Source organism: Pseudomonas sp. 1176_21 (assembly GCF_052850635.1).
The window spans coordinates 504,926-523,708 of record NZ_VXCV01000004.1; the positions used below are offsets into that span (position 1 = coordinate 504,926).

Below are 18,783 nucleotides of genomic sequence, written 5' to 3' on the forward strand. Positions count from 1 at the left end.
CAATGAGCCAGCCCCATGGCCGCACACCCGATCCCCGACGGCCCCGAACACACCGCCGAAACCGCCGCCACCGTGCTGCGCTACCACCTGTGCTGGAAACACCGCGACCTCGACGGCGTGATGGCGCTCTATCACCCCGACATCCAGTACAACGACTTCTTCCAGAACCGCGTACTGCACCTGGCCGAGCTGCGCGAATACGTGGCCGCCAGCATGCCGCGCCAGGACGGCGAGGACATCGTGCACAGCGACCGCATCCGCACCGACGGCTGCACCGCCTTCATCCAGTACCAGGTAACGCTGCGCGGCGGCGACGGCATCACCGCGTTTCGTGCCAGCGAGGCCATCACCGTGCGCGACGGCCTGATCTGGCAGGTCAACGAATACGCCTCGCTGGTGCGCGAGCCTTCACGCCACACCGGCCACCCCAGCCTGCGCCCGGCCACCAGCCGCCTGGGCCTGTCACCGCGCCAGCTGAGCTTCATGGCCCAGGACCTGCAGCACTACTTCACCCGTCGCCAGCCCTATCTGGACCCGCAACTGGACCTGCAACAGGTCGCCCGCGAGTGCGGCTACAGCCGCAACCAGATCTCCTACCTGCTCAACCAGGTGCTGGGCCAGAGCTTCTACCGCTACGTCAACCAGGCCCGCCTGCAGCATCTGCTGGCTGAACTGGAACGCGCAGGCCCGGCGCCCAAGGTCGATGACCTGGCCTTCGCCGCCGGCTTCAATTCACTGTCGGCGTTCTACAAGTGCTTTCGCCAGCACACCGGCCTGTCGCCCAAGGCCTACGTGCAACAGATTTCTCTGCGGACACGCACGCAAGACAATCCGCCCGCCCAGCCCTAGCATCGGCCCACACCGTTACGGATGTGGAGCCGAACACAATGCAGGCATGGCGCAGTATCAGCCTTTGGATGGACCAGCTTGACGAGCCGCTGATCGCGCGCCCGGCGTTGCGCCAGGACCTGGACGTGGATGTATGCATCATCGGCGCCGGCTACACGGGCCTGTGGAGCGCCTACTACCTCAAGCGCCAGGCACCGCACCTGAACATCGCCATCGTCGAGGCCAACATCGCAGGCTTCGGCGCCTCGGGGCGTAACGGCGGCTGGCTGATGGGCAACCTGCTGGGCGAAGACCGCCTGCTGGCCGATTGCTCCCCCGAACAGCGCCGCGACGCCTATGACCTGCTGCACGGCATCCCTGACGAAGTGGAAACGGTACTCGAGCGCGAAGGCATCCACTGCGACTACCGCAAGGGCGGCGCCCTTTATTGCGCGGCGCGCTACCCCGAGCAGGAAGCGAGCCTGCGCAGTTACCTGCAAAAGCTCTACCGGCAGGGCCTGAACGAGGCCGAGTATCGCTGGCTGAGCCCGGTCGAGCTGGCCGCGCAGCTGCGCATCGCCAAGCCCTATGGGGCGATCTACACGCCGAACGTGGCCACCGTGCACCCGGCCAAACTGGTGCGCGGCCTGGCCCGGGCCGTCGAGCGTCTGGGGGTGAAGCTCTACGAGAACAGCCCGGTCATCGACTGGCACAAGGGGCAGGTACGCACCGCCCAGGCACAGTTGCGCTGCCAGTGGGTGGTGCCGGCGGTGGAAGGCTATGCCGTCGGGCTGCCGCCGCTGGGTCGCTATCAGTTGCCGGTACAGAGCCTGCTGGTGGCCACCGAGCCGCTGCCTGAGCAGGTGTGGGAGCAGATCGGCCTGAACGCCGGTCAGGCCTTCAGCGAAAACAGCCGCCAGGTCACCTACGGCCAGCGCAGTGCCGACAACCGCCTGGTGTTCGGCGCCCGCGGCGGCTATCGCTTCGCCGGGCGCCTGCGCGAAGACTTCACCCTCAGCGACAGCGAAATCGGCCTGCGCCGCTACCTGTTCGGCGAGCTGTTTCCGCAGCTCAAGAACGTCGACATCACCCACGCCTGGGGCGGCAACCTGGGCATGGCGCGGCGCTTTCGCCCGCACATGCTGTGCGATGCCGATCAGGGAATCGCCCTGGCCGGCGGCTATGGCGGCGAAGGCGTGGGCGCCAGCAACCTGGGCGGGCGCACCGTGGCGGCGCTGATCCTGGGCCAACGCAACGCACTCACCGCCCAGCCCTGGGTACACCCCGCGGCGCGCCTGAACAGCCTGGCGCGCTGGGAGCCCGAGCCGTGCCGCTGGCTCGGCTACAACGCGATCATCAAGAGCTTCGTCCACGAAGACCAGACCCTTGCCAACCCGGCCAGCGCCCCCTGGCGCCGGCGCCTGGCCAGCGGTGTGGCGGACTTCATGGAAAGCCTGATGCACTGACTTCCCCCTGCACAGGAACACCGGCATGCGCATTACCCAGTTCAAGCACACCCATAGCGTCGCTCTCGAACAGTCAAACCCGGTGGCCGTGCCCCTGGGCGAGCCGGTGGCGGTCACCTCGGTGACCTGCGTGGAGCGCAACGACGGCGTCGAAACCGGCATCTGGGAATGTACCCCGGGCCGCTGGCGGCGCCAGATCGAGCAGCAGGAGTTCTGCCACTTCATCAAGGGCCGCTGCACCTTCACCCCCGATGGCGGCGAGCCGCTGACCATAGAAGCCGGCGACGCACTGATGTTGCCGGCCAACAGCACCGGTATCTGGGATATCCACGAGACCGTGCGCAAGACCTACGTATTGATTTTCTGATCCTTTGATCGCCTGCCTCCTTCGACAAAAACAGACCAAGCAAGGAATCCGGACATGCGCCCATTGCTCTTCGCCCCGCTGTTGCTGGCCGCCTCCATCGCCCAGGCGGCCGACTCGGTAAAAATCTACAACTGGTCCAGCTACATCGCCCCCGACACCCTGAAGAACTTCCAGGCCGCCAGCGGCATCGTGCCCACCTATGACGTGTTCGACAGCAACGAGACCCTCGACGGCAAGCTGATGACCGGCAATTCGGGCTACGACGTGGTGTTCCCCTCCAACCACTTCATGGCCCGGCAGATCCAGGGCAAGGCGCTCAAGGCGCTGGACAAGCGCCAGTTGCCCAACTGGAAGAACCTCAACCCGGTGCTGCTCAAGGCGCTGGAAGTCAACGACCCGGGCAACCGCTACGGCTTCCCCTACCTGTGGGGCAGCACCGGCATCGGCTACAACATCGACAAGGTCAAGGCGGCGCTGGGCGAGAATGCCCCGGTGGACTCCTGGGACCTGATCTTCAAGCCCGAGAACATCAGCAAGCTCAAGAGCTGCGGCGTGGCGATCCTCGACAACGGCCCCGAACTGCTGCCGATCGCGCTCAACTACCTGGGCCTGCCGCACCACAGCCAGGACCCGGCCGACTACGAGAAGGCCAAGGCCCTGCTGATGAAGGTGCGCCCGTACATCAGCTACTTCCACTCCTCCAAGTACACCGGCGACCTGGCCAACGGCGATATCTGCGTGGTGGTGGGCTTCTCCGGCGACGTGCTGCAGGCCAGAAACCGTGCAGAAGAGGCCAGAAACGGGGTGAAGGTGGGCTATGAGATTCCCAGGGAAGGCGCGCCGATGTGGTTCGACATGGTCGCCATGCCCGCCGATGCCCCGGACGAAAAGGCCGGCTATGCCTACATGAACTACCTGTTGCAACCCGAGGTGATGGCCGACATCAGCAACCATGTGCAGTACGCCAACGGCAACCAGGCAGCCGACCGCCTGGTGGACCCGGCGCTCAAGGCCAACAGCATGATCTACCCGACCGATGCCATGCTCGGCAAGCTGTTCGCCCTGCAGGCCATGCCGGCCAAGATCGACCGCCTGCGCACCCGCATCTGGACCAGCATCAAGGCCGGCAACTGAGCCACCCTGCAATAGATACCACCCTCGGCCTGTGTGCCCCGGCAGCCTGAAGCCCTTGCCGGGGCAACAGCGCAGCCCGCCCGTTGCCCGGCGCCCACCCACTGCCGAGCACACACCATGCCCTTGAAGACCCTGCCGTACTTTCACCGCGTTGCGCTGCGCCAGCGCTTTGCCGATCACCTGGCACAGGCCCGAGACAGCCTCGATGACGAGGAGCATCGCTGGCTGCAAGGCTGGCTGCAGGCGCCAGGGCCCGACGCGCCGCGAATCGACCGCCTGAGCGCGATCACCGCCAGCGCCCACGCCAGCGAACTGACCGCCAGCCTGCTGCTGAGCCGCAGCACGCACCCCCGTGTTTTTTTCTACCACCCGTTGCTGGGGCTGCTGCGCTTCGAAGACCGTACCCAGCTCAAGCACCACCTCGTTGAACTGCTGAACAGCGGCCACCCGCACGTACTGCTGCACTACATCGCCCCCAGGGATCGCCTGCTGGCAGGCCAGGGCGGCATCGTGGATGTTCAGGTCGAACGGCTGGAGGACGAGGTGTTCGAGTACCTGATGCTGGTCATCGCCGCTCGCCAGGGCCAGGCGCTGGGCGAGCTGCAGCAGCAGGTACTGGGCCAGCCGCCAGCCGACTCGTTATGGGAGCAGGCCCTGGCCACCACCACCGCTACCGCTACCGCTACCGCTGCAGCGGCGCCGCAGCGCCTGGCGGCGGCACGCGACTGCCAACGGCAACTGCACCGGTACTGGCATACCGCCAAGGCCGGCAGCGACACGCCGGCCCGGCAACTGGCCCGCCTGATGGGCGCGGGCGTGCGCGAGGCGATCACGCGCCAGGCCTGGGCCGGCGCCCTTGCCGAAACCGACCATGCAGCGCTGCTGCAATGGCTGGACACCGAGGCCCTCTCGCCCCTGCAGGCGTTCAGCCTCAACGTCACCACCGCGCAAGGCCACAGCCAACTGCTGGAGGGCGTGCTCGCGCTCGACACCCGTGCCGGCCCGGTGTTCACCTGGTGTGCTGCACGCGGGCTGGAGCGCCATGCCAGCAAGCGGGCGTTGTTATCGTCGCTGACCGCCCCCCGGTTACGCGACAGCTGGCGCCCGGTGGTCAGCCCATCGCGGCAGAGCCAACTGGGCGCCTTGCGCATCAGCGCCCTGCACCTGCAACCGCTGACCGCCCCTGCACTGGACAGCTGGGTTGGCCAGGTGCTGAGCGCCCAGCAACAGGACATCGAAACACAACTGCGCCCTGACAGCGGCCAGGACGGTTATCAGGCATGCCGCCAGGCGCTGGACCTCGACAGTCGACTGGCCGGCGAACTCGCGCGCCTGGGCACCTCGCCCCACGCCCACGACAGCCCGGCCACCCTGGCCCGGCTGCAAGCGTCGGCACAGGCAGCCGGCGCTGGCCTGGAGGAACTGAACCGGCTGGTGAGCGCACTGACCGGCCACGCGCAGGCACTGTTCGAAGAGGTACCAGGCCTGGAGACGGTGACTGCGGCAGGGCTCGACCAGGCCCTTGCCGCAGTGCTGGACAAGGGCCCGCCAGTGCCCCAGGTACGCCTGGGCCAGCCCGGCGCCGGGCGCACGTGGCTTAGCCTGGCCGAACTGGTGTGGCAGCGGCTCGGCGGTATCGGTACCTCGCTGGATGAACGCTGGCTGGTCAGCGGCCCGGTGGTGGCCGAACAGCCTGTGGCCTTGCCTGCGCTCGACCTGGCGCTGGCCCGACAGGCTGTCGCACAGGTCGCCGATGCCACCGGCAGCCAACTGGCGAGCGCCCTGACGCAGTATCAAGCGCAGCGACGCACGTACCTCAAGCACCTGTGGCAACTGGCCCTGACCCTCGAATACCGCCTGCTCGACCACGACAGCCTGCTGCCAGCCCCGGCACGCGCGCTGATTCACGCCGCCCTGTTTCCGGCGCCCTCGCCGGCAGCGCCGGCCTGGGCCTGGCAACTGGCCCTGGACCAGGCGCCCAGCAGCGAGGCCCTGCTGCTGACCCGCCAGCCGCTCGAGGCACAGCCCGATCTGTGGCTGCTGTGGACCCTCGACCAGGGCTTTGCCGCATTCACCTCGCGCCTGGCGCTGGAGCAGGCCGTCGCAGCGCGCTACCCCGCCGCGCAACGCTTTCAATGGCTGGCGCTGGCAGGCGCACCTGCGCACCACCTGCAGAGCTGGCAGGCCGAACACGACGTGGCCGCAACGCGGCGCGCCTTCGACCGGCTCACCCGGCGCGGCCTGCCTGCCGCACACCTGCCCGACCTGCTGCGCAGCACGCTCGACACGCCTGGCACGCTGCGCTACCTGCAGCGTCTGCAGCGCCTGGCCAGTGCCCGGCGCCTGCGTGGCCATCTGCCTGACTGGCTGGCGCAGGCCGCCCCCACCGAACAGTACGGCTACCTGCAGGTTCTGGGGCGCAACCTGCTGCAAAGCCCGTCACCACAGGACTACCTGTTCGACATCCCGGCGGTGACCGACTATGCCCGCCAACGGGTTCAGGCCCGCCTGGACCAGGACTTCGCGGCCGGCCGCTACCCTGCCGACCAGCTGTTGATCACCACCACGCGCTGGGTCACCGCGTTGCCGCCCACCGGTGAGGTCCCCACAGGCGAAGCGGCCGCCAGCATCCAGCACCGCCAGACCCTGGTCGACTACGCGCTCAACCATTACCGCGACTGGGACCACGCCATCACCGCAATCACGCTCGAGGGCGACATGACCGTGCCTGCGCGCATCGATGCCGCCTACCTGCGGGCGCTGGTGCGCGAATTGGACCTGGGTCAAGGCTATCGCCAGCTGCTGGCCGAGCAACTGGACCGCAACCATGCGAGCTACCCCAGGCGCCTGCGGCTGTTCTGCCGGCAATTGCCGGGGCAACTGCTGGAGGCGGCGTGGCGCGCCCGGCTCCAGGGGCAACTGGGCCCAGCCGACGTCGAGTGCATCCGCGCCGTCGTCGAGCAGCCCGACGCCACCGCCCGTGACCAGCTGCCAGCCCCCGCCGCACAACTGGTGCCCCTGGAACTGATCGCCGACAGCGGCCTGCCCCCCGATACCGTGCCCGGGGTGTACCTGTTCATGTACGCCAGCCCCGCGCCCGGCCCTGTGGTGATGTACACGCCGTACCAGGCCGGCGGTCTGTTCCAGGCCTTCAGCAGTTCGGCCGACCTGCTGCAGCAGCTTCGCAGCGTGCCGGCCCTGCAGGCCCGGATACTGGCCTGCATGCCCGACACGATGCGCCCGCGCTACGACCACGGTGGGTTCACCGAGGCCCACCTGCCCTACAGCGCCGAATTCGATTTCGAGCTGCCGCTGTATGCCCAGCAGCCGGTGACCCTGGCCTGGCGCCCGGTGCATGGCAACGCCCTGCAGTACCTGTTCGAGACCAATGCAGCGTTGCTGCAGGGCATGGCCCATACGCAACTGGTGAGTACCGCCGAAGCCCGCTGGGCCACCCTGAAAGAGGTACTCGGGCTGCTCTGGAGCCAACTGACCCTGTTCATCCCCGGCCGCATCGGCCTGCTGCTGGCCGCGTGGCAGGGCGAACTGTCGCTGCTGCAATTGGCCGAGCGCCCCTCGGGCGACTGGGCGCAGGCCTTGTCGGAACTGACCTGCACCCTGGTGCAGGGCCTGCTGGCCGGGCATGGCGTGCGCGAACAGGGCCCTGGCGCGCTGCCGGCCGACGAAGGCGAATTCTGGCGGCGCCTGGGGCAGGCGTCGCACCAGCGGCTGTCCGCCTACGAAGTGCCGCAGCAGTCCCTCGATGGCCTGGCCAGCCGCGAGCAGATCTATACCGACGTCGATGGCCAGACGCAGTTCGCCTGCCTGGAGGGCAAGGTGTACGGCGTTCGCCAGCTGGACCAGCGCTGGCACCTGAGTGCGCCGGACATCGACGAACCAGGGCCACGCCTGCGCAGCGAAGGCAACGGCCGCTGGCAGATCGACCCGCAGCAGGCCATACCCGTGCTAAGTGGTGGCATCATCGGCAGGCTGGGCGGGTGGGCCTCGCGTCAGGTGATGGCCGGCAACGATATCGTCATCCGGGCCGTGGGCATGCGCCAGATCCAGCGACTCATGCCGGCCCGTGCGCGCATGCTGCGCCAGGCACACCGCACGGCGCTCGACTACCTGGGCATCTGCCTGGACAACCTGCAGCAGGCCAGCCCGGTGCAACGCATGCCGGCACAGACCCGCACGATCCTCAGCGATTTCTTCGGCGTCGAACCCGACGAAGCGCTGCTGCAGCGCGTACGCGAACCGGTGGAAAAACTCTTCGAACTGATGACCTCGCAGGACTATTCGGTCGCCACGTCCAGGCGCTACATCCTGGCCAGCAATATCGGCAACTACACCGGCATCGCCTTCACCTCGCCCCATGACCCGCTCCGGCAACTGTTTCTGCTGGACGCCTATTTCGACGTCAGCTACCTGGGCAGGCTCCAGCTCAGGCCCGAGCTGTCCTGGCAGGAAGCCGATGCCATTGCGCGTGCCAACTGCCTGCTGCACGAGTTCTCGCATATCGCCTATGACACACGCGACATGCGCTACCTGGATGCCTCGCTGGCATTTGCCGACCTGCTCATGCCCGGCGAGCAGCAGGATTGGCTCAGGCGCCAGCACGACGAGGCGTTCTCTCACCGTTCACCGGCCCGGCGCCTGTTCGTGGTGCGCTCACGCGACGGTACCCGACGCGACATCACCCGTGACGACAACAAGGGCCTGAGCCTGATCCTCAAGATCGCCGACACGCGTGATCTGGCGGTCGCGCGCCAACGCTTTCTGGACGATGCGGTGGTGCGCTCGCGAATCATGCTCAAGAACGCCGACTCGCTGACCCTGCTGGTCTACCGCCTGGGCCAGGCAAGCCATCGCCCACCGGCGGCGGGGGGCTGAAACGAAAACGCCCGCGCAGCCAGGGGCTGCGCGGGCGTGGGGGCGTGCGAAAACTCAGTGGTGTTCGCGGGTGGCGCGGAACTTCACGTCCGGCCAGCGTTCTTCCATCAGCGCCAGGTTGACCCGGGTCGGCGCCAGGTAGGTCAGGTGACCGCCACCGTCGATGGCCAGGTTTTCCACGGCCTTGTTGCTGAATTCCTCGAGTTTCTTCTTGTCGTCGCAGCTGATCCAGCGCGCCGACCACACGGTGATCGGCTCGTAGCCGCACTCGACCTTGTACTCTTCCTTCAGGCGGCTGGCGACCACGTCGAACTGCAGCACACCCACGGCGCCGAGGATGATGTCGTTGCTGCGCTCGGGGAAGAACACCTGGGTGGCGCCCTCTTCGGCCAGTTGCTGCAGGCCCTGGCGCAGCTGCTTGGACTTGAGCGGGTCCTTCAGGCGCACGCGGCGGAACAGCTCAGGGGCGAAGTGCGGGATACCGGTGAAGCCCAGGCTCTCGCCCTCGGTGAAGGTGTCGCCGATCTGGATGGTGCCGTGGTTGTGCAGGCCGATGATGTCGCCGGCGAACGCCTCTTCGAGCTGCTCGCGCTCGGACGAGAAGAACGTCAGGGCGTCGCCGATGCGCAGGTCCTTGCCGGTGCGCACGTGGCGCATCTTCATGCCCTTCTCGTATTTGCCCGAGCAGATGCGCATGAACGCGATGCGGTCGCGGTGCTTGGGGTCCATGTTCGCCTGGATCTTGAACACGAAGCCGCTGAACTTCTCTTCGGTCGGCTCCACGGTGCGCTCATGGGCCACACGTGGCAGCGGACGTGGCGCCCAGTCAACCACCGCGTCGAGCACATGGTCGACACCGAAGTTGCCCAGCGCGGTACCGAAGAACACCGGGGTCAGCTGGCCGTTGATGAACTCGTCCTGGTCGAACTCATGGCAGGCGCCCTGCACCAGTTCCAGTTGCTCGATGAAGCGCTCGTACTCGTCACCCAGGTGGGCGCGGGCTTCGTCCGAGTCGAGCTTCTCGATGATCTTCACCTCGGTACGCTCGTGGCCGTGGCCCGGGGTGTACACGATGATGTAGTCACCGGCCAGGTGGTACACGCCCTTGAAGTCGCGGTAGCAGCCGATCGGCCAGGTGATCGGCGCGGCCTTGATCTTGAGAACCGCCTCGATCTCGTCGAGCAACTCGATCGGGTCGCGGATATCGCGGTCGAGTTTGTTGATGAAGCTGACGATGGGCGTGTCACGCAGACGGCACACGTCCATCAGGGCGATGGTACGTGGCTCTACGCCCTTGCCGCCGTCGAGCACCATCAGCGCCGAGTCCACTGCGGTCAGGGTGCGGTAGGTGTCTTCGGAGAAGTCTTCGTGGCCGGGGGTATCGAGCAGGTTGACCATATGGTCGCGATACGGGAACTGCATCACCGAGGTGGTGATGGAGATGCCGCGCTGCTTTTCCATTTCCATCCAGTCGGAGGTGGCATGGCGGTCGGACTTTCGCGATTTCACCGTACCGGCGACGGCAATCGCCTTGCCCATCAGCAGCAGCTTCTCGGTGATGGTGGTCTTACCCGCATCGGGGTGGGAAATGATGGCGAAGGTGCGGCGTTTCGCGACTTCGGCGGCCTGGTTGGTCATGGGAAATCGCCTGACTGGAGATTCAAAAAAGGGCGGCGATTATAGCCCAAACTCACCCCCTAACTGAACCACTGGGTCGATCTGCGCTGGCCAAATGCCGCTTCGGATGGGAACCTTTGCAACTGCGGAGACGTCCACTGCCCTGTTACGAGATGTTACGTATACGGTTTTCAACCGTTCGTCAGGGTGGGTTTCATCGGCAACATGCGCCTGACGAGGCTGCGCTCATGGCGTGTTCCGCTCTACCGGAGCGACCCGCTGCTTATCGCGATCACACTGCCTGCTGCCTGGACCGGCAGCCGCCACGGGAGTGTGCCCGCCGACAAAAAAAGGAGTCCGCCTGTGGCTAAACGCTATGGCAAGGGGCTGATGGGATGGGCCGCCGCGCTCGTCATCCTGGCCCTGCTGATCCACTGGATCGGCATCGATACGATCGCGCACTACCGCGCCGATCTGTGGTTCTACCTGCAAGCGCACCTGATGCTGGTGGCGTGCTCGATGGTGGCGGCGCTGGCCGTGGGTATCCCCGCCGGCATTGCCTTGAGTCGACCGCACCGGGTCGACCGCGCCGAACGCTTCATGCAGATCTTCAACATTGGCAACACCGTTCCCCCCCTGGCCGTTCTGGCCATCGCCCTGAGCTTTCTGGGCATCGGCGCAGGCCCGGCAATCTTCGCGCTGTTCCTCGCCTCCCTGCTGCCCATCGTGCGCAACACCTACGAAGGCCTGAAAAACGTCCCCGCCTCGCTCAAGGAAGCCGCCACCGGCATCGGCATGACCCCGCGTCAGACGCTGTGGCGGGTCGAGCTGCCCAATGCGGTACCGATCATCGTCGGCGGCGTTCGAGTGGCACTGGCAATCAACGTGGGTACCGCGCCGCTGTCGTTCCTGATCGGCGCCAACAGCCTGGGCAGCCTGATCTTCCCCGGCATCGCCCTTAACAACCAGCCGCAACTGTTGCTGGGCGCCGCCACCACGGCCTTGCTCGCCCTGCTGCTCGATGCGCTGGTCAGCCAATGCAGTCGCCGCTGGCTCGAACGCGGCCTGGCCAACTAAGCGAAGGAACCCCCATGAAAAGAATCGCCTTGTTGCTGGGCGCGGCCCTGCTGTTCGCAGGATTCGCCCAGGCCGCCGACAAACCCCTGATCCGCCTCGGCGCGCGGGTGTTCACCGAACAGACCGTGCTGGCCGAAATCACCGCGCAGTACCTGCGCAGCCACGGCTTCGACGTGCGCATCACCGGCGGCCTGGGCAGCACCCTGGCGCGCAGCGCGCAGGAAAGCGGCCAGCTGGACATGGTGTGGGAATACACCGGCGTGTCGCTGGTGTCCTACAACCATATCGACGAACGCATGGACAGCGCCGAGGCCACCTACGCCCGGGTCAAGCAGCTGGACGCGAAAAAGGGCCTGGTGTGGCTGGCACCCTCGAGGTTCAGCAACACCTATGCCCTGGCGCTGCCGCGCAACATCGCCGAGCAGTACCCGCAGGTCAACAGCATCAGCCAGCTCAATCAGGTGCTGCGCGACGAGCCCGACCGCAGCCATGTACTGGCGCTGGACACCGAGTTCGCCAACCGCCCCGACGGCCTGGTGGGCCTGACCCAGACCTACGACCTGCAGTTCACCCGCCGCGACATCCGCCAGATGGATGCCGGGCTGGTGTACACCGCGCTGCGCAACGGCCAGGTGTTCAGCGGGCTGGTGTACACCACCGACGGGCGCCTGAGCGCCTTCAACCTCAAGCTGCTGGACGACGACCTGCACTACTTCCCCGACTACACCGCCGCCCCGGTGGTGCGCCAGGCCGTACTCGACGCCCATCCGCAACTGGCCGGGCTGCTCAAGCCGCTGGCCGAGCAACTGGATGACGAGACCATGCGCCAGCTCAATGCCAAGGTGGACGTCGAGCACCAGAGCCCGAGCAAAGTCGCCGCCACCTACCTGCGCCAGCATCCACCTGCCGAGGAGCAACCATGAGTCTGCTTGATACCTTCGCCCACCTGGACTGGGCCCAGGTGCTGCAACTGACCTGGGAGCACATCACCCTGGTCGGCATCGCGGTCACCCTGGCCATTCTGATCGGCGTACCGCTGGGCATCCTGATGACCCGCTTTCCGGTGCTTGCCGGGCCTCTGCAGGCCAGCGCCACGGTGCTGCTGACCGTGCCGTCGATCGCCCTGTTCGGCCTGCTGCTGCCGTTCTATTCCAAGTTCGGCCAGGGCCTGGGCCCGTTGCCGGCGATCACCGCGGTGTTTCTGTATTCACTGCTGCCGATTCTGCGCAACACCTACCTGGCGCTGACCAACGTCGAGCCCGGCATACGCGAAGCCGCCCGCGGCATCGGCATGACCTTCGGCCAGCGCCTGCGCATGGTCGAGCTGCCGATTGCGGTACCGGTGATTCTGGCCGGTGTACGCACCGCCGTGGTGATGAACATCGGCGTGATGACCATTGCCGCGACCATCGGTGCCGGTGGCCTTGGCGTACTTATCCTGACCTCCATCAGCCGCAGCGACATGTCGATGCTGCTGGTCGGCGCCGTGCTGGTGAGCCTGCTGGCCATCTTCGCCGACCTGCTGCTGCAAGCCCTGCAACGCTCGCTGACTCCAAAAGGACTGCTCAAATGATCGAACTTCAGAACCTGTGCAAGACCTTCCACAGCAACGGCAAGGACGTAAAGGCCGTCGACTCGGTAAGCCTGACGGTCAACGAAGGCGAGATCTGCGTGTTCCTCGGCCCGTCCGGGTGCGGCAAGAGCACCACCCTCAAGATGATCAACCGCCTGATCGCGCCCACCTCGGGCAAGGTGCTGATCAATGGCGAAGACACCACCGACCTGGACGCGGTGACGCTGCGTCGCACCATCGGCTATGTGATCCAGCAGATCGGCCTGTTCCCCAACATGACCATCGAGGAGAACATCACCGTGGTGCCGCGCCTGCTCGGTTGGGACAAGCACAAGTGCCACGAGCGGGCCCGCGAGCTGATGAGCATGATCAAGCTCGAGCCCAAGCAGTACCTGCACCGCTACCCGCGTGAACTGTCCGGTGGCCAGCAGCAGCGTATCGGCGTGATCCGCGCGCTGGCGGCGGATGCGCCGCTGCTGCTGATGGACGAGCCGTTCGGTGCGGTCGACCCGATCAACCGCGAGATGATCCAGAACGAGTTCTTCGAGATGCAGCGTGCATTGAACAAGACCGTGATCATGGTCAGCCACGACATCGACGAGGCGATCAAGCTGGGCGACAAGATCGCCATCTTCCGCGCCGGCAAGCTGATCCAGATCGACCACCCCGACACCTTGCTGGCGCACCCGGCAGATGACTTCGTGAGCAACTTCGTGGGCCAGGACAGCACCCTCAAGCGCCTGCTGCTGGTGCGTGCCGAGGATGCGGCGGACAACGCGCCATCGGTGAGCCCCGAGACGTCGGTGGCCGATGCGCTGGAGCTGATGGACGAACATGACCGTCGCTACGTGGTGGTCACCGATGGCCAGAACAAGGCGATGGGCTATGTGCGCCGGCGCGACCTGCACCGTCAGCAGGGCACCTGCGCGGACTTCCTGCGCACGTTCAACGCCACCGCCGCGCATGACGAGCACCTGCGCATCCTGCTGTCGCGCATGTACGAGTTCAACCGTTCGTGGTTGCCGGTACTGGACGCCGAGAACGTGTTCCTGGGCGAGGTCACCCAGGAATCGATTGCCGCGTACCTGAGTTCGGGGCGTTCGCGGGGCATGAAGACCAGCATCGTGTCGCCGGCCGAAACGGTGGCCTGAATAGCTCCACCGCGATCTACTGCCGAACAGACAAGGCTGACAACGCCGGTCCGGCAGGCCATGGCACGTTGCAACCGCTGTAGGAGCCGGCGTTGCCGGCGAAGCGCCGCGTGGGCGGCGCTCGGTCCTGAAGGCGCTGCAAAGGCACCGACTGGCACCCGGTGGTGCTACCGCGATACTCAGACGGGGCTTTTTGACGAACCTGAAAACCGCCTGTTTTGAGATCGCATCAGGCCTTGAAGGTGTCCGCCTTGGGGTCACCGGCGCTCTCGACATCGAGCGCCGCCCGCGCGGCGCTTCGCGAGCAAGGCTCGCTCCTACATCGGTTGCAACGCGCCATGGCCTGTGTGATCGGCGTAGCGAAGGCGTTGTCAGAACCCTACACTGGCCTGCACATAGAACGTGCGCGGCTCGCCCAGATAGATCCCCGAATTGTTGTCGCTGGAACGGGTGAAGAACTGCTTGTCGAAGATGTTCTTCACCCCCGCCGCCAGCTTCAGGTTCGACAGCTGCGCACCAAAGTCATACCCGCCACGCGCACTCCAGGTCACATACCCCGGAATGTCGCCATACTGCCCATCAGCCGTCGGTTCGGTGATGTAGTCGCCGGTGAAGGCACCTTTGCTGGTCATGCCGGTACCCGGAGCACGCTGTTTGGATTGCGCATAGGCGTCCACATTCCAGGTCCAGCGGTCCACCTGGTAACGCAGCCCGGCATTGGCGATCTGGCGTGAGTAGAACGGCAGGTCGCGCCCTTCGAAGCCCGGGATCGCCCCTTCATAGGTGGCGCGGGTGTAGGTGAAGCCGGCGTTCGCACTCAAGCCCTGCAGACGCGGGTCCAGCCCTGCCAGGTCGTAGTGCATCGAGGCCTCGATGCCCTGGTGCTTGGTCGCGCCCAGGTTGGTCCAGCCCACGTCGTTGCTGATGTACTGCAGCTCGTCATCGAAGTCGATGTAGAACGCGGTCAGCTCGCCGCCCCAGTTGCCGTTGTCATAGCGCGTGCCGATCTCGTAGGTCTTGGCCTTCTCGGCCTGCAGGCCGTTGGCGGTCTGGTCGCCCTGCCCGCCCTGGCCCAGCTGGAAGTACTGCAGGCTGCCGAACGAGGTCTCGTAGTTGGCGAACAGCTTCCACGCATCGGACAGGTGATACATCACGCTCAATGCCGGCAGCGGTTCGTTGCTGGTCACGCTGCGGCTCTTGGCCACCACCGGCTTGTTGCCCAGGCCCATGACCGGGCGATCGTTCCAGTCGGTGTTGATGTGCTCGAAACGCACGCCCGGGGTGATGGTCCAGTTGCCCACGTCGATCTTGTTGTCGATGTAGTAGGCGCTGGCCTCGGTGCCGCCGGTACGGTCCTGGTACACGTGGCCGTCGGATTCAGGGGTCACGGTGGGCACGTTGTCGATCAGCGCCAGGCGCGTGGCCTGCTCGTGCATGGCTTCCTTGAGGTAGCGATAACCGACGCTGACCTCCTGGGTGGCCGGGCCGGTGACGAACACCCGCGACAGGCGCGGCTCGACGGCAAAGGTGTGGTAGCTGCGCGGGTACGACGACAGCGTCTGCTGGTCGCGCGCGGCGATGCTGCTGCCACGGAAGCTGTCGGTGTAGTAGGTCTGCACCTCGAACTGGGTCACGTCGTCGATCTGGCGCAGGTACTTGAGCGAGACATCCTTGCGCCGACCGGTGAAGTTGTCGTGGTCGCGGTCGGACTGGTAGGGGTTCTTGTCGAACTGGGCCTGGGTCAGGCCGCCGGGCATGTCGGCCTTGCCATCGTAGTAATGGAAGTTCAGCGACAGCTCGTCACGGTCGGTCAGCGCCCAGTGGGTCTTGAACAGCACGTCGTCGATGTCGTTGCTGTTGTTGCTGCTGCGGTAGCCATTGCCCTTGACCCCGGAGTACAGCAACGCCGCACCCAGGCCATTGTCGGCGGTGCCGCCAAGGAAGGCCGACTCGATGTGCTTCCAGCCGCCATGACGCGAGGTCTGGATCGTGGTGCCCAGCTCGCCGGTGGCCTTCTCGGGGATGGCTCGGGTGACGAAGTTGATCACCCCGCCGACGTTCTGCGGCCCATAGCGCACCGAGCCTGCGCCGCGCACCACGTCGATGCTGTCCAGGTTGCCCGAGGAAATCGGCGCCATCGACAACTGCGGCTGGCCATACGGGGCGAATGCGGCGGGAATGCCGTCGATCAGCACCGTGGAACGCGGCGACAGGCGCGAGGTGAGCCCGCGCACGCCGACATTCAGCGCGATGTCGCTGCCGCCGGTGCCGTTGGAGTCCTGCACCTGCACACCCGGCACCCCGCGCAGCACGTCGCGCACGCTCAGCGCGCCCTGCTCGACCATGGCTTCACGGCGTACCACGGTGCGCGCACCGGGGTGGTTCTGCACCACGCTTTCCTGGGCGTCGCCCAGCCAGTCGCCGACCATGCTGATGTCGGTAGGCGCCAGCTCCAGGGTGCCGGGCGCCGTGCTCACTGGCTGCGCTGCGTGCAGCACCACGGTGCCCTGGGAAATCTCGTAGGTCAGCCCGCTGCCCTGCAGCAGGGCCTGCAGCGCCTGTTCAGGGGCCAGGTTGCCGGACACCGCCGGGGCCTGCTTGCCGGCCACCAGATCGGGGCTGAAGAACAGTTGCAGCGATGTCTGCCGGCCCAGCTGGCCCAGTGCCGCGGCCAGCGGCTGGGCCTGGATCTGGATGCTGGTGGGTGCCGAATCGGCGTAGCTGTTGGCGATGCCGCCGCTGACGGCCAATGCCAGTGCCAGCGGCAGCCAGCGTTTGGAAACCTTGTTGTTGTTCACGTCGTCGAGAAGTCCTGAGGGTCAGAAAATCAGCCACCGCCTGCGAATGAAAATGCTTGGCAGTTGCAGTTGGGCAGGAAGACGAACAACGGGAAAAAAACCTGAATCTATTTTGCGATTATTTCTTGCGAGCCATCGGCATGGGCCTTGATGGCCACCGGCAGGATGCTGGGCAAGGCGCGCAGCAGGGCGTCGGTGTCATCGGTGTTGAAGCTGCTGCTGAGGCGCAGCGCCGCCGTTTTGCCGGGAGCCACGCGCAGCGGGTGTTCGCGGTAGCGCGACACCTCGCGCACCACCTCGCCCAGCGGCACATCGTTGAACACCAGTTTGCCGCCACGCCAGGCGGTCAACGCGGCGGCGTCCACCGTATAGGGCGCTGCCACCGCGCCATGGGCATCGATGTGCGAACCGAGGCCGGCGCTCAGCAGCGCCTGCCTCTGGCCGTCGCCCTGCACGCGCACCGAACCCTGCTCGACCGCCACGCGGGTCTGCTCGCTGTCGCGGCGCACATCGAAGCGCGTACCGGTGACCGTGACCTTGCCATGGCCGGTGCTGACCACGAAGGGGCGGGCCGTATCATGGGCAACGCTGAACATCACCTCGCCCTGCTCCAGGCGAATGTCCCGCTGCCCGGCACTGAAACTCACCTGCACCCGCGTGCGGCCGTTGAGCTCCAGGCGCGAGCCATCGGGCAGGTCGAGCTGGCGACGCTCGCCCAGGCCGGTCTGCATCTGGCCCTGGTAATTGAGCTGGTACTGCTGCCAGCCGAACCAGCCAAGCCCTGCCGCGACCGCCACCACACTGGCTGCCAGGGCCTGGCGCAACAGGCGTCGACGCGGCAGCTGGCGTACCGGGTCGGGCGCACACAAGGCCTGCAGGCGCTCGCGCGGCAGCAGGTCGGCCGCGCCCCACAGGCGCCCGAGCAGGTCGTACTCATATTTATGCTGGGGGTGCTGCGCCAGCCAGGCATGCAGTTGCGCCTGCTGCTGGGGCGTCAGGGGCGCATCGCGGCCACGGGCGAACCATTCGGCGGCCTGCTCGCGCACGGCGTCATCGCCGCAGGGGCATGTGCCCTGATTCATGAAAACATTTGCCTGACTCATCTCGTTGACACATCCAGGTGCTCACGCAGATGCCGGAGCGTGCGGATCATATACTTTTCGACCATGTTCTTGGTCAAGCCCATGCGCTCGGCGATCTCGGCCTGGGTCAGGCCTTCGAGCTTCTGCCAGATGAACACCTTGCGGCAGTTGAGCGGCAGCTCGGCCAGGGCGCGTTCCACGCTGTCGGCCAGCTCCAGTGCATGCACATAGGCCTCGGGGTCATCGCCCGGGGTGGGCGACAGGTCCAGCCCTTCCTGCTCCAGGGCCTGGCGCCGGTCTTCGCGCCGGTAGCCGTCCACGGCAATGTTGCGTGCCGTCTGGTGCAGATAGGCGCGCGGCTGCTCGACTGGCAGGGCGGGGTTTTCCAGCACCCGCACAAAGGCATCGTGCGCGAGGTCCTCGGCCTGCTGACGACTGCGCAGCTTGCGCGTCCAGGTGCCGATCAGCTCATGGTAGTGGTCGAGGAAGCCTTTGTGTCGAGACACGGTGCGGGGGTCGTCGCTAGGCGGGAGGGAGGTTGCGAATAGTAATGTTTCTTATTAAACCCGGCAATCACCGCCGGGCGATTGCCCTGCAACAGCGCCCATGCGAGCGGCTAAAAATATGCACACACGCCCCGCTGTGAACGGTGCCCGTGCCCTGCCCGTTCAAGCTGTTTGCGTGCGCTTGCCCAACCTTTTGGGGCCATCGTCGCCGAAGTTGACGCCATCGTTGTTTTAGCTGAGTTGGCCTGCAAAAGCTGCGAACGTGCGGGTATTTTTAACGCTTCGCAAAAC

13 protein-coding genes are annotated in these 18,783 nt (G+C 66.1%); 9 read left to right on the forward strand and 4 right to left on the reverse strand.

Going from position 1 to position 18,783, the window contains the following annotated elements:
- Nucleotides 1-15: 15 nt before the first annotated feature.
- From FW760_RS13175 to FW760_RS13195, 5 genes are all read left to right on the forward strand, one after another.
- A complete protein-coding gene (locus FW760_RS13175; RefSeq protein WP_043862496.1) occupies nt 16-849 on the forward strand; it encodes an AraC family transcriptional regulator in 834 nt (277 codons plus the stop codon).
- Between the two features lie 38 nt (nt 850-887).
- Nucleotides 888-2,294, forward strand: coding sequence for an NAD(P)/FAD-dependent oxidoreductase (locus FW760_RS13180; protein ID WP_116052926.1), 1,407 nt, complete (start codon nt 888-890; stop codon nt 2,292-2,294).
- Nucleotides 2,295-2,319: 25 nt separating this feature from the next.
- A complete protein-coding gene (locus tag FW760_RS13185; protein ID WP_043862498.1) occupies nt 2,320-2,661 on the forward strand; it encodes a cupin domain-containing protein in 342 nt (113 codons plus the stop codon).
- 54 nt (nt 2,662-2,715) lie between these two features.
- Nucleotides 2,716-3,795, forward strand: a complete 1,080-nt coding sequence (locus FW760_RS13190) for a polyamine ABC transporter substrate-binding protein (protein WP_054916396.1) — start codon at nt 2,716-2,718, stop codon at nt 3,793-3,795.
- Between the two features lie 117 nt (nt 3,796-3,912).
- On the forward strand, nt 3,913-8,688 hold the full coding sequence (locus FW760_RS13195) for a dermonecrotic toxin domain-containing protein (protein WP_446443814.1): 4,776 nt from the start codon (nt 3,913-3,915) through the stop codon (nt 8,686-8,688).
- 54 nt (nt 8,689-8,742) lie between these two features.
- Here FW760_RS13195 and FW760_RS13200 read toward each other — a convergent pair whose 3' ends face one another.
- Nucleotides 8,743-10,326 (reverse strand): peptide chain release factor 3, encoded by a 1,584-nt coding sequence (locus FW760_RS13200; protein ID WP_043862501.1) that lies wholly within the window; start codon nt 10,324-10,326, stop codon nt 8,743-8,745.
- A gap of 342 nt (nt 10,327-10,668) precedes the next feature.
- On the opposite strand from FW760_RS13200, the gene FW760_RS13205 reads away from it, so the two are divergent.
- Genes FW760_RS13205 through FW760_RS13220 form a run of 4 tightly spaced genes read left to right on the forward strand, consistent with a single transcriptional unit; the run spans nt 10,669 to nt 14,106 of the window.
- Entirely contained in the window at nt 10,669-11,382 is a 714-nt protein-coding gene (locus tag FW760_RS13205) for an ABC transporter permease (RefSeq protein ID WP_054916398.1), read from the forward strand.
- A gap of 14 nt (nt 11,383-11,396) precedes the next feature.
- Complete coding sequence (locus FW760_RS13210) at nt 11,397-12,305, forward strand: glycine betaine ABC transporter substrate-binding protein (protein WP_116052920.1); 909 nt, start codon at nt 11,397-11,399, stop codon at nt 12,303-12,305.
- Nucleotides 12,302-12,955: an ABC transporter permease gene (locus FW760_RS13215; protein ID WP_043862504.1), complete on the forward strand. Its 654-nt coding sequence runs from the start codon at nt 12,302-12,304 to the stop codon at nt 12,953-12,955. The genes FW760_RS13210 and FW760_RS13215 overlap by 4 nt, the downstream gene beginning before the upstream one ends.
- Nucleotides 12,952-14,106 (forward strand): osmoprotectant ABC transporter ATP-binding protein OsmV, encoded by a 1,155-nt coding sequence (locus tag FW760_RS13220; protein ID WP_043862505.1) that lies wholly within the window; start codon nt 12,952-12,954, stop codon nt 14,104-14,106. Before FW760_RS13215 ends, FW760_RS13220 begins: the two co-directional genes overlap by 4 nt.
- A gap of 371 nt (nt 14,107-14,477) precedes the next feature.
- Here FW760_RS13220 and FW760_RS13225 read toward each other — a convergent pair whose 3' ends face one another.
- The 3 genes from FW760_RS13225 to FW760_RS13235 form a co-directional block, all read right to left on the reverse strand.
- Entirely contained in the window at nt 14,478-16,904 is a 2,427-nt protein-coding gene (locus FW760_RS13225; protein ID WP_043862506.1) for a TonB-dependent siderophore receptor, read from the reverse strand.
- Between the two features lie 107 nt (nt 16,905-17,011).
- Entirely contained in the window at nt 17,012-17,986 is a 975-nt protein-coding gene (locus FW760_RS13230) for a FecR family protein (protein ID WP_446443815.1), read from the reverse strand.
- Between the two features lie 17 nt (nt 17,987-18,003).
- On the reverse strand, nt 18,004-18,492 hold the full coding sequence (locus tag FW760_RS13235) for an RNA polymerase sigma factor (RefSeq protein ID WP_043862508.1): 489 nt from the start codon (nt 18,490-18,492) through the stop codon (nt 18,004-18,006).
- Nucleotides 18,493-18,783: the final 291 nt, after the last annotated feature.

Bases quoted from the DNA above. Each gene is read 5' to 3' on its own strand.
- FW760_RS13175 (WP_043862496.1), top strand. From the start codon at position 16: ATGGCCGCACACCCGATCCCCGACGGCCCCGAACACACCGCCGAAACC.
- FW760_RS13180 (WP_116052926.1), top strand. From the start codon at position 888: ATGCAGGCATGGCGCAGTATCAGCCTTTGGATGGACCAGCTTGACGAG.
- FW760_RS13185 (WP_043862498.1), top strand. From the start codon at position 2,320: ATGCGCATTACCCAGTTCAAGCACACCCATAGCGTCGCTCTCGAACAG.
- FW760_RS13190 (WP_054916396.1), top strand. From the start codon at position 2,716: ATGCGCCCATTGCTCTTCGCCCCGCTGTTGCTGGCCGCCTCCATCGCC.
- FW760_RS13195 (WP_446443814.1), top strand. From the start codon at position 3,913: ATGCCCTTGAAGACCCTGCCGTACTTTCACCGCGTTGCGCTGCGCCAG.
- FW760_RS13200 (WP_043862501.1), bottom strand. From the start codon at position 10,326: ATGACCAACCAGGCCGCCGAAGTCGCGAAACGCCGCACCTTCGCCATC.
- FW760_RS13210 (WP_116052920.1), top strand. From the start codon at position 11,397: ATGAAAAGAATCGCCTTGTTGCTGGGCGCGGCCCTGCTGTTCGCAGGA.
- FW760_RS13215 (WP_043862504.1), top strand. From the start codon at position 12,302: ATGAGTCTGCTTGATACCTTCGCCCACCTGGACTGGGCCCAGGTGCTG.
- FW760_RS13220 (WP_043862505.1), top strand. From the start codon at position 12,952: ATGATCGAACTTCAGAACCTGTGCAAGACCTTCCACAGCAACGGCAAG.
- FW760_RS13230 (WP_446443815.1), bottom strand. From the start codon at position 17,986: ATGAATCAGGGCACATGCCCCTGCGGCGATGACGCCGTGCGCGAGCAG.